At 59.0% G+C, this 23,299-nt stretch carries 22 protein-coding genes and 1 tRNA gene; 6 read left to right on the top strand and 17 right to left on the bottom strand.

All coding sequences use genetic code 11. From position 1 onward, the window contains the following. Positions 1-62: 62 nt before the first annotated feature. Positions 63-908 (bottom strand): sterol desaturase family protein, encoded by an 846-nt coding sequence (locus WNY37_RS08130; RefSeq protein ID WP_342972964.1) that lies wholly within the window; start codon positions 906-908, stop codon positions 63-65. A 273-nt stretch (positions 909-1,181) separates the two neighbouring features. On the opposite strand from WNY37_RS08130, the gene WNY37_RS08125 reads away from it, so the two are divergent. Next, on the top strand, positions 1,182-1,778 hold the full coding sequence (locus WNY37_RS08125) for a TetR/AcrR family transcriptional regulator (protein WP_342972963.1): 597 nt from the start codon (positions 1,182-1,184) through the stop codon (positions 1,776-1,778). Positions 1,779-1,781: 3 nt separating this feature from the next. Here the strand turns inward: WNY37_RS08125 and WNY37_RS08120 are convergent, their stop codons facing one another. From WNY37_RS08120 to WNY37_RS08105, 4 genes are all read right to left on the bottom strand, one after another. After that, positions 1,782-2,198 (bottom strand): DUF1489 domain-containing protein, encoded by a 417-nt coding sequence (locus WNY37_RS08120; RefSeq protein WP_342974883.1) that lies wholly within the window; start codon positions 2,196-2,198, stop codon positions 1,782-1,784. Between the two features lie 10 nt (positions 2,199-2,208). Further along, the gene (locus WNY37_RS08115) at positions 2,209-2,943 is read right to left on the bottom strand and encodes a hypothetical protein (protein ID WP_342972962.1); all 735 of its coding nucleotides are present in this window, start codon (positions 2,941-2,943) and stop codon (positions 2,209-2,211) included. Positions 2,944-3,036: 93 nt separating this feature from the next. After that, on the bottom strand, positions 3,037-4,953 hold the full coding sequence (locus tag WNY37_RS08110) for an acetyl/propionyl/methylcrotonyl-CoA carboxylase subunit alpha (protein WP_342972961.1): 1,917 nt from the start codon (positions 4,951-4,953) through the stop codon (positions 3,037-3,039). Beyond that, complete coding sequence (locus WNY37_RS08105; protein WP_342972960.1) at positions 4,919-5,800, bottom strand: DUF817 domain-containing protein; 882 nt, start codon at positions 5,798-5,800, stop codon at positions 4,919-4,921. The genes WNY37_RS08110 and WNY37_RS08105 overlap by 35 nt, the downstream gene beginning before the upstream one ends. A 120-nt stretch (positions 5,801-5,920) precedes the next feature. Here WNY37_RS08105 and WNY37_RS08100 point away from each other — a divergent pair, with 120 nt between their 5' ends. Then, positions 5,921-6,265: a hypothetical protein gene (locus WNY37_RS08100; protein WP_342972959.1), complete on the top strand. Its 345-nt coding sequence runs from the start codon at positions 5,921-5,923 to the stop codon at positions 6,263-6,265. On the opposite strand, the gene WNY37_RS08095 is transcribed toward WNY37_RS08100, so the two are convergent. The 4 genes from WNY37_RS08095 to WNY37_RS08080 form a co-directional block, all read right to left on the bottom strand. Continuing rightward, positions 6,266-7,060: an enoyl-CoA hydratase-related protein gene (locus WNY37_RS08095; RefSeq protein WP_342972958.1), complete on the bottom strand. Its 795-nt coding sequence runs from the start codon at positions 7,058-7,060 to the stop codon at positions 6,266-6,268. 56 nt (positions 7,061-7,116) lie between these two features. Continuing rightward, the gene (locus WNY37_RS08090) at positions 7,117-8,118 is read right to left on the bottom strand and encodes an acyltransferase (RefSeq protein WP_342974882.1); all 1,002 of its coding nucleotides are present in this window, start codon (positions 8,116-8,118) and stop codon (positions 7,117-7,119) included. Between the two features lie 151 nt (positions 8,119-8,269). Then, on the bottom strand, positions 8,270-8,587 hold the full coding sequence (locus WNY37_RS08085; protein WP_342972957.1) for an EF-hand domain-containing protein: 318 nt from the start codon (positions 8,585-8,587) through the stop codon (positions 8,270-8,272). 186 nt (positions 8,588-8,773) lie between these two features. Continuing rightward, complete coding sequence (locus tag WNY37_RS08080) at positions 8,774-10,381, bottom strand: carboxyl transferase domain-containing protein (RefSeq protein WP_342972956.1); 1,608 nt, start codon at positions 10,379-10,381, stop codon at positions 8,774-8,776. Positions 10,382-10,535: 154 nt separating this feature from the next. Between WNY37_RS08080 and WNY37_RS08075 the strand changes: the two genes are divergently transcribed. After that, a complete protein-coding gene (locus WNY37_RS08075; RefSeq protein WP_342972955.1) occupies positions 10,536-12,350 on the top strand; it encodes a patatin-like phospholipase family protein in 1,815 nt (604 codons plus the stop codon). A gap of 47 nt (positions 12,351-12,397) precedes the next feature. On the opposite strand, the gene WNY37_RS08070 is transcribed toward WNY37_RS08075, so the two are convergent. Beyond that, positions 12,398-13,231: an aldo/keto reductase gene (locus tag WNY37_RS08070; RefSeq protein ID WP_342972954.1), complete on the bottom strand. Its 834-nt coding sequence runs from the start codon at positions 13,229-13,231 to the stop codon at positions 12,398-12,400. A gap of 114 nt (positions 13,232-13,345) precedes the next feature. Here WNY37_RS08070 and WNY37_RS08065 point away from each other — a divergent pair, with 114 nt between their 5' ends. After that, on the top strand, positions 13,346-14,620 hold the full coding sequence (locus WNY37_RS08065) for an APC family permease (RefSeq protein ID WP_342972953.1): 1,275 nt from the start codon (positions 13,346-13,348) through the stop codon (positions 14,618-14,620). A 5-nt stretch (positions 14,621-14,625) separates the two neighbouring features. On the opposite strand, the gene WNY37_RS08060 is transcribed toward WNY37_RS08065, so the two are convergent. Further along, on the bottom strand, positions 14,626-14,991 hold the full coding sequence (locus WNY37_RS08060; RefSeq protein ID WP_342972952.1) for an MmcQ/YjbR family DNA-binding protein: 366 nt from the start codon (positions 14,989-14,991) through the stop codon (positions 14,626-14,628). Between the two features lie 106 nt (positions 14,992-15,097). On the opposite strand from WNY37_RS08060, the gene WNY37_RS08055 reads away from it, so the two are divergent. Further along, positions 15,098-17,044 carry an ATP-binding protein gene (locus WNY37_RS08055; RefSeq protein WP_342972951.1) on the top strand — a complete coding sequence of 649 codons (1,947 nt, stop codon included), beginning with the start codon at positions 15,098-15,100 and terminating at the stop codon, positions 17,042-17,044. On the opposite strand, the gene WNY37_RS08050 is transcribed toward WNY37_RS08055, so the two are convergent. The 4 genes from WNY37_RS08050 to WNY37_RS08035 form a co-directional block, all read right to left on the bottom strand. Beyond that, on the bottom strand, positions 17,041-18,213 hold the full coding sequence (locus WNY37_RS08050; protein ID WP_342972950.1) for an isovaleryl-CoA dehydrogenase: 1,173 nt from the start codon (positions 18,211-18,213) through the stop codon (positions 17,041-17,043). The two genes, WNY37_RS08055 and WNY37_RS08050, sit on opposite strands and share 4 nt — an antisense overlap. A gap of 59 nt (positions 18,214-18,272) precedes the next feature. Next, positions 18,273-19,496, bottom strand: a complete 1,224-nt coding sequence (locus WNY37_RS08045) for a lysozyme (RefSeq protein ID WP_342972949.1) — start codon at positions 19,494-19,496, stop codon at positions 18,273-18,275. An 81-nt stretch (positions 19,497-19,577) separates the two neighbouring features. Further along, positions 19,578-20,969 (bottom strand): magnesium transporter, encoded by a 1,392-nt coding sequence (mgtE, locus tag WNY37_RS08040; RefSeq protein WP_342972948.1) that lies wholly within the window; start codon positions 20,967-20,969, stop codon positions 19,578-19,580. A 62-nt stretch (positions 20,970-21,031) separates the two neighbouring features. Further along, a tRNA-Leu gene (locus WNY37_RS08035) sits at positions 21,032-21,116 on the bottom strand. Between the two features lie 83 nt (positions 21,117-21,199). Between WNY37_RS08035 and lipB the strand changes: the two genes are divergently transcribed. Beyond that, entirely contained in the window at positions 21,200-21,901 is a 702-nt protein-coding gene (lipB, locus tag WNY37_RS08030; protein WP_342972947.1) for a lipoyl(octanoyl) transferase LipB, read from the top strand. On the opposite strand, the gene WNY37_RS08025 is transcribed toward lipB, so the two are convergent. Both WNY37_RS08025 and WNY37_RS08020 read right to left on the bottom strand, forming a co-directional pair. Continuing rightward, positions 21,889-22,617: a DUF805 domain-containing protein gene (locus WNY37_RS08025; RefSeq protein WP_342972946.1), complete on the bottom strand. Its 729-nt coding sequence runs from the start codon at positions 22,615-22,617 to the stop codon at positions 21,889-21,891. The two genes, lipB and WNY37_RS08025, sit on opposite strands and share 13 nt — an antisense overlap. A gap of 168 nt (positions 22,618-22,785) precedes the next feature. Beyond that, on the bottom strand, positions 22,786-23,298 hold the full coding sequence (locus tag WNY37_RS08020; protein ID WP_342972945.1) for a DUF805 domain-containing protein: 513 nt from the start codon (positions 23,296-23,298) through the stop codon (positions 22,786-22,788). Between the last annotated feature and the right edge of the window lies 1 nt (position 23,299).

Below are 23,299 nucleotides of genomic sequence, written 5' to 3'. Positions count from 1 at the left end.
CGACAAAAATAGAGACGCCCGCTCCTGAAAGAGCGGGCGTCTTCGGTTTGGGCGGACCTAGCTTACATCAATTGTCCGAGCAGGCCTCCGGTACAACCGATCAGCGCTGTACTCACACCGGTCATCACCAGGAAGTGCGCCGCTTGAACCGTGTCGGCCTTGATCCCACCGCGCCGGGTTTCGGCCTTTGTGATGTCCCGGCCCGTGAGCAGGTCGAGAAACCGGTCCGATCCGCCATCGACAAGTCCAGCTTCACCTTCCCACTGTTTCGGGTTTCGGAACGTCCCGAACAGCATGTCCCAGATCGGTATGTCACCATAATTGTAACGGTGGACACCGCGCTCATGATGGAGGGCGTGGCTCTCCGGACGCGTGATGATAAAGCCGAGCCAGTGCGGCGTACGGACGTTAGCATGCTGGAACAGGCCGCAGAACGTGCTCACCATGACGGCAAACATGATCGCTTCCGGTGACACGCCGAGGATCAGTGTCAGGGCGAGGCTTCCGATGAAGGCAAAGCCGACAACGTCGAGCGGGTGAAAATACAGCGCGCCCCAGATGTCCACGCGCTCAGCGCTATGGTGGGTCTGGTGGAAAATGCGCCACAGCGTGTCGCTATTGTGCATCGTCCGGTGCCAGGCATAGACGCCAAGCTGGTAGAGCAGAAGCGCGGCAGGTCCGGCAATCCAGACAGGCCAGGCCGACCCGTCAATCAGCTGATACTGGCTGAGCCATGCGTCCCAGATGAAAGGCGAATAGCCAGCGACGAAGAAATACATCACCGCTGATGCGAGGCCTTTCAGCCTCCACGCCCGGACGGTTGGAAATGTCCGAGCCGGAATGACGAAGTCCATCAGGGCGAGCATTCCGAAGACGGCGAAAAAGAAATAATCGAGCAAACCAAACATGGGTCGCCTCCTTTCAGAGTTGAATGACGACGGAAACACGGTCGTTTCCGATGGCCAGAACATCTCTTCAGGCGACGATTCAAACTAGTGAGCGCGTGGTACGGTTTTCAGGGAGGCTGATTAACCTTTACCAATCAAGGCGCTAGCCAAAGTTTATCGTTTTTCGATGAATTGTTTCTTTCCTCGCGGCGTGCAAAACTGTACCAGAGGTGCAGTTATTTCTCGGAACAGGTGGGATTTACGATGGCCACGGCAACAAAAACAAAAGGCGAGATGACTCGCGATCGCATTCTCGACATCGCGGAGACGGGGATTCTGGCAAAGGGATTCACCAACACGTCGATTGACGAGATCATCGCCGAAGCCGAACTAACCAAGAGCGGATTCTTCTACCATTTCCGTGACAAGACCGAGCTCGCCCGCGCCCTGCTCCAGCGCTATCTCGTCAAGGATGATGAATTTCTCGATGAGATTTTCTCTCGAGGCCGCGAATTGTCGGACGATCCGCTACATGCCTATCTGGTCGGTCTGAAGATCTTCGCAGAGATGATGAGCGATCTGCCAAACGCCCACCCCGGCTGCATCGTCGCGACGGTGGCCTATCAGGACAAGCAGTTCAATGACGAGATTCGCGCTCTCAACCGGGAGGGGGTCAGCCGCTGGCGGGCCCGGTTTCTCGCATCGCTCGAAGAGATTGCCGAGACATACCCGCCAAGGATCGACACTGATCTGGTGGCCCTTGCCGACATGCTGACCGTCGCGATTGAGGGCGGCATCATTCTGTCACGGGTCTTCGACGATCCGCAGCTGCTGAGTGACCAGATCCTCAATTATCGCAGCCATGTGCGCTGCGTTTTCCTCGGCAGCTGAGCCCTACCAGACCATGGCATCTTTCAGCTTGGCGTGCAGGTCTGGCGGGATATCCTCGCCTGCGCTACCGGCTTTCAGGTCAGCTGGCGCTTCGCTGGCCTTGAGGTATCGCCAGCCCTGAAACGGGCGTTTGGGCATTGGGTCGACCTGCACGATCTCAGGATCCAGCACGAATTCGCAGGCTCGCTTTCCATGGCGGTCATCGATGACACGTATGTCTGTAAAGGCCTGGCGCACCTGAATCGCCCCCTTGATGACCCAGTAGATCGAGCCACCATCAAGCAATTCATCAATCCGCTTCGGGACCATGCGCGTCTGGTGCACAGGGGCCGGCAACGTCTTCATAAGACGTTTTTGCCAGTTGATCAGATCATTGACGTCATCAGCGCCAACGCAGAGTTTTACGATGTGCAGGGCCACGGAATAAAGTTTAGCGGTTTGCGAGCGCTCGGCCAGTGGTGTGGTGCTGCTGAGCTTCAAATTTTTCTTCTGCTTCGGGGCTTGAGAAGAAGAACTCGATCGACGTCACGGTGGCGGTGTAATTGCGATTGATCGTCTGAAAGCCGCCCTTTGCTTCAAAGCCCATCGTGTAGGCCGCGATATAGGACAGGCCCCATTCAGGGTCGCTTTCGAGAAAGTAGGACTGTTCAAATTTCGTGAGGCGTCCACCGTCCGGGCCGCGCACTGACCGCGGCAGGCTGTAATCGAGGCGAAGGAATTTGCCGGACACGGGGTCGAGCCAGGCATCCGCATTGACGCGTTCGGCGATCCAGACATCCAGCTCGCCATCATTAATCGACGGCTTATGCCGAAAACGCACGCGCCAGGCCGCGCCAAAATCCTGCACATTCACGCGCTGACCAATGCTTGGTCGAAGGTCGTCCGGAAAGAGGCGGCCATCCGGCGCAGGCTCGCTCGCCCAGGCGGCAACGGCTTCATCGAGGTCATCGTCCTCGCCGCTGGCTTCCAGAAGGGACCACCGGTTTGCACCCTGCTCGCGCGGGTCAAAACTGAAGGTGCGGACGGCTTTCGGGCTTTTCAGCGTGACCGTGAACGCGGCGCGAAACGTGTCCGGTGTTTCGGTCGATTTCAGCGCAGCATCAACCGGTCCGCTCGTTGCGGACAATTGGTAAGCAAGTGAGAAGATGATCGCAGAGACCGACAAATTTCCCCTTCCCGCGCCACCATTCGCGGCGCCGTCCTTGGTGAATCAAAGACTATCAGCGAGCGTATTTACAGCGCCTGAATGAGGCTGAATTCAGGCATCTTCCAATTCAACGAGGACAACGCCCTCGCCAACCTGTTCGCCAAGCTCGGCGCCGACAGCCTTCACCACGCCGTCGCGCGGCGCTTTCAGACTGTGCTCCATCTTCATGGCTTCCATGACAGCGACAGTCTGGTCCTTGGTGACACTGTCGCCGGCCTTGACGCGCAGGTCGATAACCTTGCCCGGCATCGGCGCGGCGACGCGGTCCCCGCCTGCGATGGCTTCGGCCTCGGCTTCATAATCGGGGACTTCGACCAGCCAGGTTTCGCCATCAATACCGACCGCAAAACGGGTGTCCGAAAGGCCGATTGCCTGCCAGTTCTCCGAGAGGTGCGCGTCGCTCAGACCCGCCTCCACGATATCGTCGCCGACCAAGAGCCGGATGGACCGGCGCGGCGCTGCATTCATGCGCCAGCCGTCGGTCTCATCCCATGGACCGTCCGCATTCGGCGACAACAGGATTCCTGCGACAAGCGAAGCGGCGAGCCGGGCTCCCTCTCCGTCTGAGGATGTCAGCGTTTCGATCTCCTCGGCGATCCAGTTCACGTGATGGTCGGCGCTGCGGAACACGTCATGGTCGAGGCAGCGTTTCAGAAAGCCGATATTGCACGGGATTCCAGCCACGATGGACTGGCCGAGCTGCTCTGACAATGCGCTGGTCGCGCTATCCCGGTCCGGACCTTTGATGATCATCTTGGCGATCATGGAATCATAGGTCGCGGGTACCGTGTCCGCGGCTTCGAAACCCGTATCGAGGCGGTAGTGAAGCTCGTCTAGGTCCGGCATGTCGCCCGCGAAAATATCTGGCTCACCAAGATCAAAAGCCGACAACCGCCCTGCCCCCGGGCGGAAACTGTCCGCCGGGTCCTCGGCGCAGATGCGGGCCTCGATGGCGTGTCCGTTTAGCGGGATATCCTTCTGTTTCAGAGGGAGTTTTTCGCCGGATGCGACGCACAACTGCCACTCGACAAGGTCGGTGCCGGTGATGAGTTCGGTGACCGGGTGCTCGACCTGCAGGCGGGTGTTCATCTCGAGAAACCAGAAGGTGTCCTTGGCCAGCGGGCGCGCGCCATCGACGATGAATTCGACCGTGCCAGCCCCCTCATAGCCGACCGCCTTCGCGAGCTTTACCGCCGCCCCCGTCATCGCTTCGCGGACATCGTCCGGCATGCCCGGCGCGGGCGCTTCTTCGACGACTTTCTGGCGGCGGCGCTGGAGCGAGCAGTCGCGTTCATAGAGATGGACCGCGCCGCCATGGCTGTCGCCGAAGACCTGCACTTCGATGTGGCGTGGCTGTTCGACCAGCTTTTCCAGCATGACGCGGCCATCGCCGAAGCCGGATTTGGCTTCACGCACCGCGCTTTCGAGTTCGCCTGCAAGCTCTGACTTTTTCGAGACGAGGCGGATGCCCCTGCCCCCGCCGCCCGCGACGGCCTTGATCAGGATGGGATAGCCAATCTTGTCGGCTTCGGCTGCCAGCGTCTTTGCGTCCTGCGCCTCGCCGCGATAACCCGGAAGCACGGGAACGCCCGCGGCCTCCGCGATGCGTTTGGCTTCATCCTTGAGGCCCATTTCGCGGATCGTCTTCGCTTTCGGGCCAACCCAGATGAGCCCGGCCTTCTCGACGGCGTCTGCAAAATCGGCATTCTCTGACAGGAAGCCATAGCCGGGATGGATGGCGTCTGCGCCCGAGGCTTTCGCAGCTTCGATGATGCGCTCCCCATCGAGATAGCTCTCGGTCGCGGGCGCGGCGCCGATGTGGATCGCCTCATCGGCCTCACGGACGTGTTTGGCGTAAGTATCTGCGTCGGAATAGACAGCCACGGTGCGGATACCGAGCCGGCGGCACGTCGCCATGATCCGGCAGGCGATCTCACCGCGATTGGCGATTAACAGGCTCTTCAGCATGGCGTCCTTCCCGTGTGCTGTGGAGAAATGCCACCAGCACGAAACTTATTATCATGAGCAGGTACCAAGAGCCGAATTTTGCCGGAGAAACAAGTTTCCACGCTGCTTCCTGCCCCGGATAAGTCCAGGCGCGGGCGAGCGTTCCAAGGTTTTCAGCGAACCAGATGAAGAGCGCCACCAGTCCGAAGCCGATGAGAAGCGGCATCTTCCGGTTGGTTTCGTCGGGCCTGAAATTCACCCAGGTGCGCCAATAGACCAGCAAACAGGCGGCGAACAACGCGTAACGCATGTCCGGCAGATAGTGGTGCGCAAAGAAGTTGATATAGATTGCCGTCGCCAGCAGGCCTTGCTGCCAGAGGGGCGGAAAATGGTCGAAGCGGAAGACGAAGATGCGCCAGACGCGAGCCAGATAGCTGCCGACAGCGGCGTACATGAACCCTGAAAAGAGCGGAACGCCGCCAATGCGCAGGAGATTGTCTTCCGGATAAATCCAGCTGCCAGCACTGGTCTTGAAGATCTCCATGATCGTGCCGACGATGTGGAACGCGAAAATGATCTTCGCCTCTTCCAGCGTTTCGAGGCCAGTGGCGAGAAGCACGATTTGGATCGCCACAGCGGCAATGACCAGAAAATCGTATCGGCTGAGTGCGGCATCGCCCGGATACCAGAGATGAGTTGCCAGAATGAGCGCCAGAAGCAGGCCACCGAAAATGCAGGCCCACCCCTGTTTGATGCCAAAGCTGACGAATTCGAAGATGCCCGCGCTGACCGTCCCTTTAACAAAGCGCCCCCGAAGCGCTTCTCGCTCAGAACTCAGCCAGTCGGAGATGTTCGAAAACTTCGGCATGGTGTTTTCATTCCCCTTCATCATGGCAGCAAGACGTCAGATTCTGCGCCATTTTCTGGTGCCTAGGCATTTCAGGGAAGCTGGTCTAGGCTCACGGTTAATGCATGAAGGGGATGAGTCATGGCGTATTTCGACAATAAGAGTATGAGCATGCTGGCCGGCGTGGTGGCTGGCGGCATTGGCGCATATCTTGGCTATGAGCAGGCCGCAGCAACAGGCGTAAACCCGTTTCTGGGCGCTGCGATCTATGGCGGCGCCGGCTTTGTGATCGGATCGGCCGGTGCCTTTCTGTTGAAATCCCTGTCTCAGTTTCTGGTCTTCATCCTGCTGATTGCCGCCATCCTTTACGTCGCGCGAGACCCGATCGAACAGATGACCGGCATGGACCCGGTCGATGCCGTCATGAACACGCTTCAGGGTTGGGGCATCCCGGTTGGCGGCGTGCCGCCATCCAACGCCGGCTGATCACTCCTCCGCCCACGACGGCTTTCTTTTTTCCAGGAAAGCCGTGAGCCCCTCGCGGCCTTCCTCGCTGGCACGGCGTGCAGCGATCCGCTTGGCGGTCTCATGACTGAGTTCGCTGTCAATCTCCGCCCCAAAGAGATCAAGCACCAGTCTCTTGGACGCTGTGATCGCTCCGGGAGCCGCCTGCATGGCGAGGCCTGCCAGATATTCTTCCATTTCGGTGAGGCCCGCTTCGTCCTCGACGACATATTGCACAAGGCCGATCCGCTCAGCGAACGCGGCATCGAAACTCTCCGCGGTCACGAAAAGTGCCTTGGCCCAGCGCGGGCCAATCGCGTTGATAACATGCGGGCTGATGGTTGCGGGCGTGAGGCCGAGACGCACTTCGGAAAAGCGGAATTTTGTGTCCTTCAGCGCGACCGCGACATCGCAGGCGGCGACAAGCCCTGCCCCACCGCCCATCGCTGCGCCCTGAACGAGCGCAATGGTCATCTGAGGCAGCTCTGACAATTTGCGCAGCATCTCGGCGAGCTTGTAGGCGTCTTCCTCATTCTCATGGCGCGTGTAATCGGCAGCGGCCTTCATCCATTGAAGGTCTGCTCCGGCGGAGAAACTTTTTCCATTTCCCCGCAGGATGACCATGCGAATGGTGCTCTGCTCTTCGAGCGTCTCGAGCGCGTCGGTCAGCTCCTCGATAACCTGCGCATTGAAGGCATTGTGCTTGTCAGGTCGGTTGAGTGTCAGAACAGCAATACCGCCGGGCGTCGCGTCCAGTTGAATCGTCTCGTAAGCCATAAGAATCTCCTGTCAGCGTTCAGCCTACGCCTTTGATCCGACTTTGAAAATGTCGCTTATTCCGCGCGTGCGACTTTGCGGTAATGACTGTCGCGCCGAAGCGCTGGTTTCTCAATCAAGTGCCAGAGCAGGAAGCTCGATAGAAGCACGACAAGCGTTGCGACGACCGCGGCTACACCGAAACCCAGCGATGCGAACAGTCCGAGCGCAATCATGGTCTGCAGGATCGGGAAGTGCGTGATGTAGAGGCCGTAGCTGACATCACCGAACTGCGCCGCGTCAGCCATTGGTCCCGGCGCGAAGGCGACGCAGGCGATGATCCCAGCCAGCCCTGCGGCGCGTAGGGGTTCGGCAAATGGGTGGGCATAGGACACGGCGAGCAAGACCAGGCCAATCAGGCCAAACATGCCCGGCTTCGCTTTAGCGACATCCCAGAGTTTCCAGATGGCCATGCCACTCGCAAAATATGCCATCTGGCCCGGCAACTGGCGGGCGAGCTCCGGCGCGAGCGGGTGGTCGAGCAGCATGGGCAGGCACAGGCTCCAGGCCGCGCCGCCCGCATATAAGATCAGCAAGCCGAGCCACCAGGCCTTGCCGAACAGGCGCAGGATGAGCGCGATAAACGGCAGGGCGATATAGAACATCACCTCAATTTTCAGCGTCCAGAGCGCTCCATTCACTTCAGTGAATCGCTGTCCCTCAAACAGACCGGGCAGGTCCGGCGCGAGGAAGTTCAGAAAGATGAGATTTGCACCGAGATATCTGGCGATCGCCTCCGGCTGAGCCAGGCCCGTGAGCAATGCGCTCATCAGTGCCGGGATGATGACAATCACGGCATAGGCCGGGTACAGGCGTCTCACCCTCTTCTCAGCGTAAAGGCTTAGAGACCGACTGCGTTCGAGCGAGCCAAACACAAGCGCGCCGGAGACGATGAAAAACCCTTCAACCGACAGTTTTCCGAGTTGGCCGAGGAAATTTTCGGCTGGTCCAAATGGCGCGACCGACGACAAGGCGACGGCGTGATACACAAACACACAGAACGCAAAGAGCAGGCGCAGAGAATCAAATCTGTTGGCGATCAGCGTTCCGCTCCGGGTTCAGTCATTCTTTACCGCGTTCGCATGCCCTGTGAGTGATGACAAGCAAAAGAGGCCTGCCGAAGCAGGCCCCTTGGGGTGAATGCAAGAGGGGGTTCGTCAGGGGGAAGGACTAGTATCCTGAGTCAGGCTCAGTATCGATCTCGACATCCACATCCATGTCAGCCTTCTCTTCTTTCCAGGCTTCCATGGCCGCCGTCATTTCGGCTTCGGTGACGACGCCGTCAAAGTCGGCATCGATTTTTGCGAACTTCTCGGCGGCTTCTGCCTCCGTCACTTCGCCATCTGCGGTTTTGTACGCCGTGAACTCTGCTTCGGTCACCTGGCCATCGGCGTTGGTGTCGATGTCAGAGAATGCGACCATCTCGCCGGCAGAGGCAGCAAAGGCACCCGTAGCAGCAGCGGCAGCAATAAATGCAAAGCGTTTCATGAGTTACTCCATGTGTTACGCGCCTAGTTCTGAGGCGCAGCCCATAGACGCACAGAATAGCTCGAAGGATGCGTTACCTTTCGGTCAGGCATGGTAAACCCGCTAAAAACCAAGAATTTTTCCGTAGTTTTTCAATGGCGTGCGGAGGTGATTACAATTCCTGCATGTGGGCTTTGAAAGCCACAATCACATCCGGAAGACGCCAAATCCGCGTTCGCCGAGCGGCGCATTAAGGCTTGCCGAGAGGGCAAGACCAAGCACGCGGCGTGTGTCTGCCGGGTCGATAATGCCATCATCCCAGAGGCGAGCGGTTGAAAAATATGGGCTGCCTTCGCGCTCATAGAGATCGCGGATCGGCGCTTTGAAGTCTTCCTCTTCGCTGGCGCTCCAGTCTTCGCCCCGGCGTTCCATGCCATCGCGCTTGACGGTCGCCAGCACCGAGGCGGCCTGTTCACCGCCCATGACCGAGATGCGGGAGTTTGGCCACATGAAGAGGAAGCGTGGGCTGTAAGCGCGTCCGCACATGCCATAATTGCCGGCGCCGAAGCTGCCACCGGTCACGACAGTGAGCTTTGGCACCGACGCCGTCGCCACTGCCGTCACCATCTTCGCGCCATCCTTGGCGATCCCGCCCGACTCATACTTCGAGCCGACCATGAAGCCGGTGATGTTCTGCAGGAAAACAAGCGGCGTGCGGCGCTGGTCGGCAAGCTCGATAAAGTGCGCCGCCTTCTGGGCGCTTTCGGAGAACAGGATGCCATTATTGGCTAGGATCGCGACCGGCATGCCATAGATGCGGGCAAATCCACAGACGAGCGTTTCGCCGTAGAGCTGTTTGAACTCATGAAACTCTGACCCATCGACGGTTCGGGCGATGACCTCGCGGGCGTCATAAGGCTCACGCACATCCTGCGGCACGAGGCCATGCATCTCCTGCGGGCTGTAGAGCGGCTCGGCCGGTTCGCTGAGGCCGACCGTCTCAGGTTTTGGTTGGTGCAGCGTACGAACGATGGAACGCACAATGGCGAGCGCGTGATCATCGCTGGCCGCATAATGATCGGCCACGCCGGACTTGCGCGCATGCACATCGGCGCCGCCCAAATCTTCGGCGGAAATCTCCTCGCCTGTCGCGGCCTTCACCAGGGGCGGGCCGCCAAGAAAGATCGTGCCCTGTTTGCGCACAATGATGGTCTCGTCCGACATCGCCGGCACATAGGCCCCGCCTGCCGTACAAGAGCCCATGACGGATGCGATCTGGGGAATTCCCATCGCGCTCATCTGGGCCTGATTGTAGAATATGCGCCCAAAATGCTCGCGGTCCGGGAAGACTTCCGACTGATGCGGCAGGTTCGCGCCGCCGCTATCGACCAGATAGATGCACGGCAAATGGTTCTGCATCGCGATTTCCTGCGCGCGCAGATGCTTCTTCACCGTCATCGGGAAATAGGCGCCTCCCTTCACCGTCGCATCATTGCAGACGATCATGCATTCGCGGCCTTCGACCCGGCCGACGCCTGTAATGATCCCGGCGCCGGGCGCTTCATCGTCATACATACCATTGGCCGCCAGCGCGCCGATTTCCAGGAAGGGCGTGCCGGGGTCAAGCAAGCGCTCAACCCGCTCCCTTGGGAGCAGCTTTCCGCGCTCGGTATGGCGTTTGCGCGCGCGCTCCGATCCACCTTGAGCCGCAGCCGCCGTTTTCTCGCGAAGGTCTTCAATCAGCTGTTCCATCGCCTGCCGGTTGGAAGAAAATTTCGCGCTGGCCACGTCGAGCTTGGATTTCAGTACGGGCATGTGCCCTCCCTTGGACTGTTTCTTGCAGAACTATCGCCGCATTGAGGGAATGTCATCCTGAACCATGAGCTTGTTCAAACCCATAACAGCACGATCGCTCACAAAAACGAAAAAGCCCTTTTCAGATGGCTCCGGGATGAACACATTCGGAGACATGAGTCTTGATATTTCCCCTGCCCTGAAATCCATCCCATTTCTAGGCGACGTTCCAAAGCGCGCCCTGAAAGCGGCCGGGAAGGAAGCGCGCTGGTTTTCGCTGCCCGCCGGCTGGGAATTGTTCAAGACCGGGGACATCTCCAGCTCGATCTATTTTGTTCTGTCCGGCTCGCTTGGTGCTTTCCGCACGACACCGGATGGGCGCAGCGACTTTATCGGCCACATCCGCGCGGGCGAGCCCGTTGGCGAGATGGCCCTGTTCGAGGGCGCGATCGACGAAGATGGCGATGGCGTCCCTGACAATGCCCCCCATACGAGTTCGGTCTATGCCCTGCGCGATACCGAAATCCTCGAGATCTCACGCGCTGGCTTCAACAAGATCGTAAAAGCCGAACCTGAAATCCTGACCTCCATGATCAGGCTGATGCTGACGCGTTTGCGCGAGGGACGAAAACCCAACCGGCGAAACGCCCCGAAAGTGTTCGCCCTGGTGGCGTCGTCTCCAACCATCGATCTCGGCTTGCGCGCCCGCGCCCTGAAAGCGTCTCTCGATCAGTTAGGCGTCAAATCCCACATCGTCGAGGAAGACGAAGGCGACGAAAAGCCCACCCGCTATTTCGACGAGCTGGAAGCCAATAATGATGTGGTGATCCTGATTTCATCGGTCGGCGATTCGGCCTGGTACCGTCTGTCCGTTCGTCAGGCCGACCGGATCTGGGTTGTCGGCCGCGCCGATGCCCGGCCTTCGATCCCATTGATGCCGCCCGACAATTCGCCGGCGCGCTCCCTCCAGCTGATCGATGTGCTGTTGTTGCATCACGGCTCCGAGCGGACCGCCTCGCGCCCTGCTGAATGGCTTGATGCAGCGGGCGCTGCACGGGTCTTTCATTGGCAGGGCATGGACAAGGCCGCCTGCGACCGCCTCGCCCGCATCATGGCTGGCCGCTCGGTCGGGCTGGTCCTGTCTGGCGGCGGAGCCCGCGCCTACGCACATATCGGGGTCGTCCGCGCCTTCCGGGAAGCCGACGTTCCGATTGATTTTATCGGGGGCGCCTCAATGGGGGCCGTCGTCGCCGGTTGCGTCGCGATGGGTTGGGATGATGAGGAGATCGACCGGCGCATTCGCAAGGCCTTTGTCGAGACCAATCCCTTGGGAGACTATAATTTGCCTGTGGTCGGGATGGTCCGCGGCAAGCGCGTGAACAACCGCCTTCACGAGCACTTTGGCGAGGCCGAGATCAGTGATCTTGAAATCCCGTTCTTCGCTGTGTCCACCAATCTGACGGATGGCACCTACCGCATTCATCGCCGGGGGCTGCTGCGCAAGGCGCTGAGAGCGACAATATCGCTTCCCGGCATTCTTCCGCCGGTGGTCGATGATGGCGAGGTTCTCGTGGATGGCGCGGTGCTCAACAATTTCCCGACCGATGTCATGCGGGAGCTACACCGCGGCATCGTCGTGGGATCAGACGTCGCGCGCGCGCCTGAGGGCCTCAAGGCGGACGACTTCATCAATCCGCCGGGCTTCCTTACCTGGGTCTGGAAAAACGGATTTTCGGCCGCACCGCCGATTGCCGGGCTGCTGATGCGGTCTGCCACGATTAGCGTCAATCCGATTGCCGGCCGGGAACTCGTGGACATGCTGGTCCTGCCGGACCTTCGCGACATCGAACTGCGCGACTGGGAAGCCTATGAAGAGGCTGTTGAAGCCGGCTACACCGCAGCACGCACAGCGATCCAGTCCGGCAATCTGCATGATTTCTGTTTCGGTCCGGCCAACTCTGTGCCCAGCGTCGAGATGGAGCCGGTATAAAAAAGGCGAGCCAACGGCCCGCCTTCCCTGGTCTCCTGGACTCTATCTCAGGCAGCCTTGTCCCAATCGGGCGCCCAGCTCGGATTGATCAACCGTGTCTCATTGGCGTTGAGCGCAGTGATGCGGCCCATTTCCTGAGCCGTGAGCTCAAAATCCAGGACGTCATTGTTCGAAGCAATGTGCTCTGGCGAAGATGAGCGCGGGATCGCAATCACGCCAGGCTGCTGCGTGAGCCAGCGCATAGCGACCTGCGCAGGTGACTTGCCATATTTGTCGCCGATCTCCTGGATGACGGGACTGTCGAATACCTTGCCCTGCGCCAGCGGTGAGTAGGCCGTCACCGACATCCCGAGCGCGTGCGCGGCCTCCAGAACTGGCGTTTGATTGATGAACGGATGGTACTCGACCTGATTGGTCAGGATCGGCGCCCTGGACAGCTTTACCGCCTGGCCAAGCTGTTTGCTCGTAAAGTTGGAGACGCCGATATTCCCGGTAAGCCCCTTGTCGCGGACCTCGTTAAGCGCGCCCAGCGTCTCTTCCAGCGGTACATCGTCGTTTGGCCAGTGCAGAAGGATGAGATCACAATAGTCAGTGCCAAGCTTTTCAACGCTTCTCTCGACCGATTTCTGCAGGTCGCCGTCATTGAACTCAGACATCCAGACTTTCGTGGTGACCCAGAGGTCTTCGCGCGGCAGCTGTGCGTCGGAAATGCCGCGCCCGACATATGTCTCATTTTCATAGGCTTGCGCGGTATCGATCATGCGGTAGCCTGCCTCAATCGCTTTCGAGACACACATCTGCGCTGTCTCTTCCTTGAGTTTCCAGGTACCGAATCCGATGGTTGGTATCTCAGTGCCGAAATGTTGCGTCGTCAGCGTCATGCAAATCTCCTGTCATCATTTTTTGTTTGTCTTCCTAAAAGAACGGGAGGCATTGCAGACAAGTTCCGGTAACGTCTTGGTGAGTACAGTGCGCATATCTGGATGGGAAAACTGATGGCTGACAAATCCTCAACTGATAGCTCGCCTAAGCTCGGCGCGTTCTCTGTCATTGCGCTGGCCACGGGCGGCATGGTCGGCGGCGGTATCTATGTGGCGCTGGGTGTCGTGGTGCAGGCATCCGCGCAATGGGCTTGGCTCGCTTTCGCAATCGCCGGCATTGTGGCCGTCACCTCCGCCCACAGTTATTCTCGACTGTCCGTTCATGCTGGCCGGTCTGGCGGTGCCTTCGAATTTCTTGAAGAGATGGACCGGGAAGGCCTTGCCGGAACGCTGTCCTGGCTCTTGCTCGCAGGGTACGTGCTGACCATCGCACTCTACGCCTATGCATTTGGCCAGTATGTCTCCCATGCTTTCGGCGGCGGTGGCCTGATGATGCGCGGGCTGGCTGTTGCCGCCATGGTGGGATTGACGGGGTTGAACCTGCTTGGCCTGGGAAAGATGACCAAGGTCGAAATTGTTATTGTCATCGTCAATCTTGTCGCGCTCGTTGCCCTCGGCGTTTCCGGTCTTGTGAACTGGGAGCCATCGCAACTCACGGCCGGCATCGAATCAAAGCCGATCTCAGCCAGCCTGATCGGCGCGGCAGCCATTTTTGTGTCCTATGAGGGCTTTCAGCTGCTGACTTATGAATATGAAGAGATCAAGCACGCCAAGACACGCTTCGTACCGTTGCTCGTTGGCTCGGCGATCGCGGTGGTCCTCATCTATATTATCGTCGCTCTTGGCGCGACCATGTTGATGGGGGCCGACAAGACGATTGCCAGCAAGGACGTATCCCTGGCCGTCGCCGCGAAGGATGCATGGGGGCCGCTCGGCCTGATCGTGCTGACGGTTGCCGCTGCTTTCGCCACCTCTGCGGCTATCAATTCCACCCTGTTCTCATCGGCAAAACTGGCCAAGCGCGTGGCCGAAGATGGCGAACTGCCAAGCTGGTTCTCGAAAACCAATGAAAGTGGAACGCCTTATGCGGCGATTGTCGGTTTTGGGGTACTTGCCACGACACTCGCAGTGACAGGCTCATTGTCTCAGCTGGTGGAGGCGGCCAGCCTTGTCTTCCTGGCGACGTTCCTGACGGTGAACTACATCTGCCTTCGCACCATCAAGTCTGTCTGGCTCGTGCCTCTGACGGGACTGATTATTGGCGCGGTGCTGGGCGGACTTCTTGTCTGGCGACTGGCATCGAATGCGCCCATCAGCCTGTCCGTAGTGATCGTCTACGCGATTGCGGCCTATTTCGTTCGACCGATGATCCTCAAGCGGCTCACCTGATCGTCTTACTGGTTGAGCCCCAGTTCACGCTGGAGCTTTTTGGTGAGCCCCAGAGAGACCAGTCGGTAGCTTTCTGCCAGATAGTCCTTCAGAGCCTCGTCATCCATGGTTTCAGCCGAGTAGCGCTGGATCCACTTCATCCCGCGTGAAGCAAGGTGCGGCGCCCCCTGACAACCAGGCTGCTCCTTCAGGATATCAAAGGCCAGACCAGACACTTTGAAGCTCACGCGAAAATCGCCGGCATCCGGATTTTCGTGGGCGATGGCAAAGACCTTCCCGCCGACCTTCCAGACATGAGCACCGCCCCATTGAACGACATGCGTCGTATGGGCCTTCGAAGCGCAGGATTCATTGTACTCAATCAGCGTCATCGTGTTTCAGCATCAACGGGTTCAGCCTCATCACCTGTATCTTGGATAACACGGTATTAACACAATCACTGCAATCAGACATTGGGCTTATCAGAGGGGCGGTCGGATGCACTCAGACCTTTTCGACAAACTTCCGCTTGTCGTTTGCGAAGTCGCGGCGGTTCGCGGCGACAATGGCGAGATTGTCGACTATGAGTGGACGGCAGCAAACGCGCTGATGAACGCCTCAATACTTCCCGACGGCGGAAGCATTGTCGGCATGAAAGTTTTTGAATTCGACCCCGGCTACCGAGATTCAGAGATGATCCGGTGTATCCGCAAAACGCTGGACACCGGTGAAGCCACGAGCATGGTCACCCAGGAAGGTCGCGCCGCATCGCTTCTCAAAAAGGTCCTGAAAACAACCGTTACGCCGACCGAGGGTGGTGTGCTTTGCTGTTCGCACGAAATCACCGAGATTGCGCGCGAACGCGACAAGGCCCTCGAACAGGCCACGCTGATGCAGATCGCATGCGATAATACCGCCTACGGACTCATCATCACCGACAAGGATGGCAAAGTTCTTTACGTGAATGACGCCATGCTGGAACTCGGCGGATATGAGCGCGAAGACCTGATGGGTAAGAGCGTCTTTTGTCTGGGCGGCCTGCGCGATGAGCGGATCGTTGCAGAGGTACGCGCCCTGCTCGCGAAGGGTGAGGAGTTTCACTACACCACCGATGATAACATCCTCGCCAAGGATGGATCGGAAATCATGGTGTCCGTGGCGCTAGAAAACGGCTTTCTGCCGACAACTGGCGAACAGATTTTCGTTGCCCACTTTGAAGATGTCCGCGAGGACCGGCGCAAGGCGCATGAACTCAAGAACGCGCTTCTGGCTGCCGAGCAGGCCACGCGCCTGAAATCGGAGTTCCTCGCCAATATGAGCCATGAAATCAGGACGCCGCTTAACGGTGTGCTGGGCATGGCGCAGACGCTCAACAATGAAAGACTGACCGACAGCCAGAAAGAGCAAGTCGAGATCATTCTTGAGTCTGGCCAGACACTGATGTCGCTGCTCAACGATATTCTCGACCTGTCCAAGATCGAAGCCGACAAGATCGAGGTGTCGCCAGTCGCGACAGACCTTCGTCACAAGATCAGCAATATCGAGCGCCTCTACCAGCCAATGGCGGCAGAGAAAGGCATCAGGCTATCGGCGTTCGTTTCGCCCGAAGTGCCTGCCTCGCTTCAGCTTGACCCGGTGCGCGTGCGTCAATGCATCAGCAATCTCGTCGCCAACGCCATCAAGTTCACAGCCGAAGGCGAAATCCAGATTGTGGCGACGAGCCGTCACACAAGCCAGGGGCGCCATGAAGTTACGGTACACGTGCGCGACACGGGCTGCGGCATCGCTCCTGATAGCCTTGAACGAATCTTCGAGACCTTTGAGCAAGAAGACGGATCGACGACCCGCCGATTTGGCGGCACCGGCCTCGGCCTGGCGATCACGCGCAAACTGGCGCGCCTGATGGGCGGAGACCTCAGCGTGGTGAGTCGACTTGAAGAGGGGTCGGTGTTCACCCTGAAAGTAACGTCTGACGAGAACGCGTACGTCCCGGTGACACATATTCACAGCAAAACCGGGGAAGAAAAATCGTCTCGCTTCTCCATAAAGGGCCGGAAGGCGCTGGTGGTGGACGACAATATGATCAATCGAAGGGTTGCTCGCTGTTTTCTCGAACAGCTGGATCTCGATGTGAGTGAGGCCATCGACGGAGAGGACGCGCTCAATACGCTTGCGCTAGAGCACGTCGACGTGGTGCTCATGGATATTCATATGCCGACGCTCGACGGGAGCCGGGCCTTCAAGATGCTGCGGGAGTCTTCCGGCATCAACCAGCACGTTCCCGTCATCGCCCTGACGGCCGATGGCATGGCAGGCGACAAACAGAAATTTCTGGCACAGGGCTTTGATGCTTATGTCAGCAAGCCGGTCGACGAGCGCGAACTGTCCACCATTGTCAGCCAGGTTCTGAGCGAACCGGCTGACCGATTGCAACACGTCGGCTAGGCGGTTTCTCCAAACAGTTCCCGGCCGATCAGCCAACGGCGGATTTCCGACGTCCCTGCACCGATCTCGTAGAGCTTCGCATCGCGCAGCAAACGTCCGGTTGGATACTCATTGATATAGCCATTACCGCCGAGCAGCTGGATCGCGTCGAGCGCGAGCTTGGTCGCTGTTTCGGCGGAGTAAAGGATCGCACCGGCGGCATCCTTGCGGGCCGTCTCGCCGCGGTCGCAGGCTTTGGCGACCGTGTAGACGTAAGCCTTGGCGGCATTCATCTGGACATACATGTCTGCGATTTTGCCCTGGACCAGCTGAAACTCGCCAATGGACTGGCCGAACTGTTTGCGGTCGTGGATATAGGGAAGGACCACGTCCATGCAGGCCTGCATGATGCCAGTCGGCCCGGCTGAGAGCACGACGCGCTCATAGTCGAGCCCGCTCATCAGGATTTCGACGCCGCCATTCAGCGGCCCCATCACATTCTCTTCCGGCACTTCGCAGTCTTCGAAGACCAGTTCGCCGGTTTCGGACCCGCGCATGCCGAGCTTGTCGAGCTTCTGGGCAACCGAGAAGCCTTTCATGTCACGCTCGATGATGAAGGCCGTGATGCCGCGCGACTTCTTGTCGGGTTCCGTCTTGGCGTAGACGATCAGCGTGTCGGCATCCGGCGCGTTCGTGATCCACATCTTGGTGCCGTTGAGCACATAGCGATCACCTTTCTTCTCGGCCTTGAGCTTCATGGACACGACATCAGAGCCGGCCCCGCTTTCCGACATGGCCAGTGATCCCAAATGCTCGCCGGTGACGAGCTTCTCGAGATAACGCTTCTTCTGGTCATCATTGCCCCAGCGACGAAGCTGGTTCACGCAAAGGTTCGAGTGCGCGCCATAGGAGAGGCCGACAGATGCCGATGCGCGCGAGATTTCCTCCATCGCGACGACATGTTCGAGATAGCCGAGGCCGGTTCCGCCCCATTCTTCCTCAACGGTGATGCCGAGCAGGCCCAGCTCGCCCATCTTGGGCAGCAGCTGGCGTGGAAAAACGTCCGTACGGTCGATTTCTGCGGCGAGTGGCGCGATTTGATCGGCGGCAAAACTTTGCACCGTATCGCGGATCATGTCGGCGGTTTCGCCGAGATCGAAGTTCAGTGTGGGATATGTGTTCGGGATCATGTGCCCGATCTAGCTGGACTTCGCGCACTTGCCAATGCGCACTGCAGCAGAGAGACAGCCTAGTCCCGCGACGCCATGAATGCCCGGCCGCAATAATACGCCATCACAACGAAAAGCAGTCCGCCCGCCAGCATCAGAAAGGGCGGCAAATAGGATAGCGCCCCTTCGAATTCTGCCTTGTCCATTCCAAACCAGCCGAACCTGGCTGCGCCGCCATAGGCAAAAAGCCCCGTCCCCAGCAGCGCAACCAGGCCGAACAGGAAGGTTTCGATCGGCCCCTCATTCCGATCGGCCTTCCGTGTGGCTTGTTCGACGAGTTTTGGATCGACCTCCGCAGGGGTCACATCGTCGATCAAAATCGTATCCTTGCGGTCAGCAATCGACTGATCCCGCAACTCCAGACCTTGAGCTTCAAGGTCAAAAACGTCTGTATCGCCGGAGGACAGCGCACCCAGCGGGCCGTCATCCAGCGTAATCTCTTCAAGTTCGATATCACCGGTCGCTGGTTTCGGGCGTTCGGTGTCATCCTGCACGAGCGCCGAAATCGCAGCGCGAATTTCCTCCACGCTGGCTTCATGCGGGGCCTGCGGCTTGGACGGTTCGCTATCTTCGACAGGCAGGACGTGTCCCTCTTCTTCCCCAAGGATGCGCGTCAGGCGTTCACGGACCTTGCGGGCCGCAGCTTCCGGTGCAGATTCAGTCTCGTCCGTCTCGCCGGTAGCGTCCGCCTCAGGCTCATTCATTTTCGGCGAGCTCTTCAGTGCCTGGACACCGCAATCATCGTTCATCGGGCGGAACCGGCTTGATGCTGCGAGAGGAACCGCTCCGCTCGTCTTGAGAAACATGGCTTTTTCATCAGCGCGCCGCCGCACGAGCGGATCGACGATCATATCACGCGTGCCCACCCGGGCCTTGCGCCAACGTTCCATCGCACTCGCAGCTTTCAGCCTGTCACCGGCATTCAGCAGCGTCAGAACGTCCGAGTTCTCGAACTGGTCGACACCGATATTGAAGGCGAAGGACACGAGCGCATCGAATTCGGTCTGCGTTACAGGAACCAGCAACAGGTCATGAAGGGCCTGCTCGACGGGTGGCAGATCGTACTGGCGAAGGATCGCCGCCGCTTCAGCCTGGCTCACGCGAAGGTTTTCGCGCGCAGCTTTGGTATGCCCATAACCGATGACCCAGCGACCATCCGGTAGCTGTTTCGACACGGGCCGAAAGCCCTCATATGACATGATCAGCTTCAGTCCGGCCTCGGACGTACGAAGATCTGACCCCATTAAATGCTCCAAAGCGGCACATCCCACTTGCTTGATCACGTGAAGGTGCAAGCTGCACGCCGGTCGACAAAAGGTCTGACTTTACAACAGGATAAGTGTGGCAAGACCAAGGAAACTGAAGAACGCCATCACATCCGTAAGGGTCAATACGAAAACCGAGGACGCAACGGCAGGGTCGGCGCCCGCTTTCCTCAAGGCGAGCGGCACGATCACACCGGAGAAGCCGGCCCACACGAATGTTGCGAACATGGCAATGCCGATCGTCAGCGCAAGGCCCACACTCTGGAACCAGAACCCGGTAATCGCGGCAACCCCGATGGCAAAGATCACACCGTTCGCAAGCCCCGTCAGTGTTTCACGCACGATGGCCCGGCGGCTTGCATCCCCGTCCATCTCGCGCTCGGCAATCGCGCGCACGGCGACCGCGAGTCCCTGGCTGCCAGCATTCCCGCCGAGAGCAGCAACAACCGGCATCAGGATGGCCAGCTGGACGATCTGGTCGATCGTGCCCTCGAAGAGCGCAATGATCGCCGAGGCAATGAAGGCCGTGACGAGATTGACCGCCAACCACGGCGCACGGGCTTTTACCGAATCCAGAACCGTGTCGGACCCGTCAGCCGAGTTCACGCCGGACAGGGCCAGAAGGTCTTCAGTGTTCTCTTCCTGAATAACGTCCACAACGTCATCGACGGTTAACATGCCCATCAGCCTGTCGGCGTCGTCGGTCACCGGCGCCGACGCCAGAGAGTATTTCTGGAACTGATAGGCCGCTTCTTCCTGGTCCATGTCGACATTGATGCTCGACTGGAGCTCTTCCATGATGTCCGCCAGCTTCACGTCTCGCGGCGTGCGCAGGAGCGCGGCAAGCGGCACCTGCCCCTTCAGGCGGTGCGTCGGGTCAATCACATAGACCTGGTAGAATTCATCCGGCAGGTCATCAGCATTTTCGCGGGCATGATCGATCGCGTGTCCTACGGTCCAGAACTCAGGCGCGGCGAAGTATTCGCGCTGCATGAGACGGCCAGCTGTGTCTTCATCATAGGCAAAGCCCTGTTCCAGAGAGGCGCGGTCTTCCGGCGACAGCTCCTCCAGAATGCGCTCACGCCGTTCAGCCTCAAGGTCTTCCAGGATCGTCGTGACATCATCGGAATCGAGCTCTTCCAGGACAGCGGCAACCGCTTCATCCGGCAGGACATCGACGGCCTCTTCGCGATATTCGTCGCGCAGCTCGATGATGATCTCGGTCGGCAGTTGCCCGTCGAGCAGTTTGACGGCGTCTGCGAAATCATCGGTAGAGAGCTGCTCAAGAAGGTCGGCAGCGTCAGCCGGGTGCAGGCGCGACAGCGTCCGCGCGAGCCAGCGCGTATCCTTTTCCCAGACCGCTTCACGAACATCCTGCTCAAGCGCGAGATGAGCCTCGCGTTCGCGCTCTTCTTCCTGTTCATCAGCCTGAGGGTTCGGCAGGTCGGACATCAGGTGAGGTCTCCTCTTGTCCGGGCTTGTCTTCAAGCCCTTGCTGCCAACTTCCCACGGGATGGTGCGGTCGAGAGGACTCGAACCTCCACGGATTGCTCCACAGCGACCTCAACGCTGCGCGTCTACCAGTTCCGCCACGACCGCACGTCTCCCATGCGGGAAGTCCGCGCGGTATAAGTGCGCAAAGAAGCTTTGTGAAGCCCTTCCTGCATCTCTATATGCGGGAAATGACAGATTTCCAAAACGTCGAATGGGCTGTGAGCCAGCAACCGGTGGACTATGAGGCCGCTGTGGCCTTCATGGAACGCCGGGTGCGCGATATTCGCGAGAGCGGCGCGCCGGAGCTGGTCTGGCTGCTCGAACATCCACCGCTCTACACCGCGGGCACGAGTGCGAAGGCCGATGACCTGAAGGATGCGAGCCGATTCCCCGTCTACGAAACGAGCCGCGGCGGCCAGTACACCTATCATGGTCCTGGTCAGCGCGTCGCCTACGTCATGCTGGATGTTGCCGCGAGAGGCCGGGATGTTCGCGATTTCGTGCGCAAGCTTGAATCCTGGGTCATCACAGCTCTCGATTCATTCAATGTGAAAGGCGAAATCCGGTGCGGCCGCGTCGGCGTCTGGGTTGACCGCACGCAGCTCGGCGGCCCAACGCGCGAGGACAAGATCGCCGCCATTGGCTTGCGCCTGAAACGCTGGGTGAGCTTTCACGGGATCAGCCTCAATGTGGAGCCTGACCTCTCTCACTTTGGCGGGATTACACCTTGCGGTATCTCAGAAGACGGCCTTGGCGTCACAAGCCTGGTCGACCTTGGATTGCCCGTGACGATGGACGATGCCGATCACGCTTTGAAGAAAGCCTTTCGGAAGGTGTTTCTCTCTGACCTGGTCGACGCAGAGCCGCCGCTATCGACTCAGACTTCGTAACCGCGTCTTTCGCGGTAGTCAGGGTCGCCCGGATAGGTTCCGAAAAACGGCACACGCGCCACCCAAAGAAGGCTCCAGATGGCAACGAGTGCGCTCAAGGGGATCATGATGCGCTGGATCGTTGGTAGCGATGCCTTGAGCACGGTTGGAGCCTTGGCCGGAAGCGGCTTGTCGACGGCCATACCGGGCCCGCCGGCCCGTCGGTTCTGTTGTCCGCGGGGCTGCGCTTTTGGCTCTTCGCCACTGGCTTCAGCGTCTGCGGCCCGCTGCTTGGCGGCTTCCTGGGCCTTGCGACTCTGCTCGAGCTGACGCTCAAGATAGGCTTCGGGATTGGCCAGGTATTCCTGACGCTGTTCGAAACGCTGATCGTATTTCTGGATCTCTCCCATCGCGGTGCCCATAAAAGCGACCAGGGCCAGCACAAGCGGAACGAGTGGAAGGAAGGCGAGAATCGTCCACTTCCCCGCATCATTCAACCGGCGTGCATGGATCACGTATGACATCAGCGTCGTGACGATGAAGACGACAGGCGTCGCATACACGCCGAAAGCACCGATGGGCGCACCGTTGCCGCCAGCCATGTTGACGACCATTGCCGCAGCGAACGGAACGAGGATCACAACCAACTGCAGCATGAAAAGCAGTGTCCAGGCCCGTGTAAAATGCAGACGGGGTGACTTGCCCGTAGGGTCGAAGAGCGTGTGCATCCAGTTCATATGACCCGGCAATTCACGCTCGTCCGTGAGCCAGGGTCTTTTTGGATCCAACACAGTGCCACTGCTCGTATCTGACATAACCGGGAGGCCTTTTTGTTCTTATCGAAAAACGCTTATACGCGCTTTTGGTTATTTATCAATAAACGATAAGAGAAAAGGTGCAGGCGGTCAGAAGTCCTGCCACTCCTCACCCGGAACCGGGCCGTGCTTGTTCTGAACCGGTTGGGTTTTCAGCATGCCGACGATGTAGCCCAGGATGACATTGTTCACGATGCTCGACGCGATGGACAAAGGCAGCATCCGTTGATTGAGCCGTTCTTGCGCTTCTACGAAGACCTGAAATTCGCCCTGCGCCAGACGTTCTGCTGCTTCTTCCTGAATGGCCCGGCCTTCTTCGCCGAGGAAGAACGACCCGAACAGCATCCCTTCAATCATAGACAGGACCAGGGCGCCAAGCCAGACGGCGATCACCCACCAGCCCGTCGTCCCCGCATCGTGGAAGCGCTTCGCATAGACGCAGATGTAGGGATAGATCAGCAACAGGGACAGCATGCCCCACATGGGGCCGAGATAGACCGGCAAGGCCGTGAAGATGACCGTGGCCACGGTCAGCACAACGAGCCCCTGCCAGAAGCGGTTCTTCAGAATACGTCCCTGAGGACTGAAAAGCAGATTGCTCATA

This window comes from Henriciella sp. AS95, assembly GCF_038900055.1.
Taxonomy (GTDB): domain Bacteria; phylum Pseudomonadota; class Alphaproteobacteria; order Caulobacterales; family Hyphomonadaceae; genus Henriciella.
This window is presented reverse-complemented; position numbering and strand designations above follow the sequence as displayed.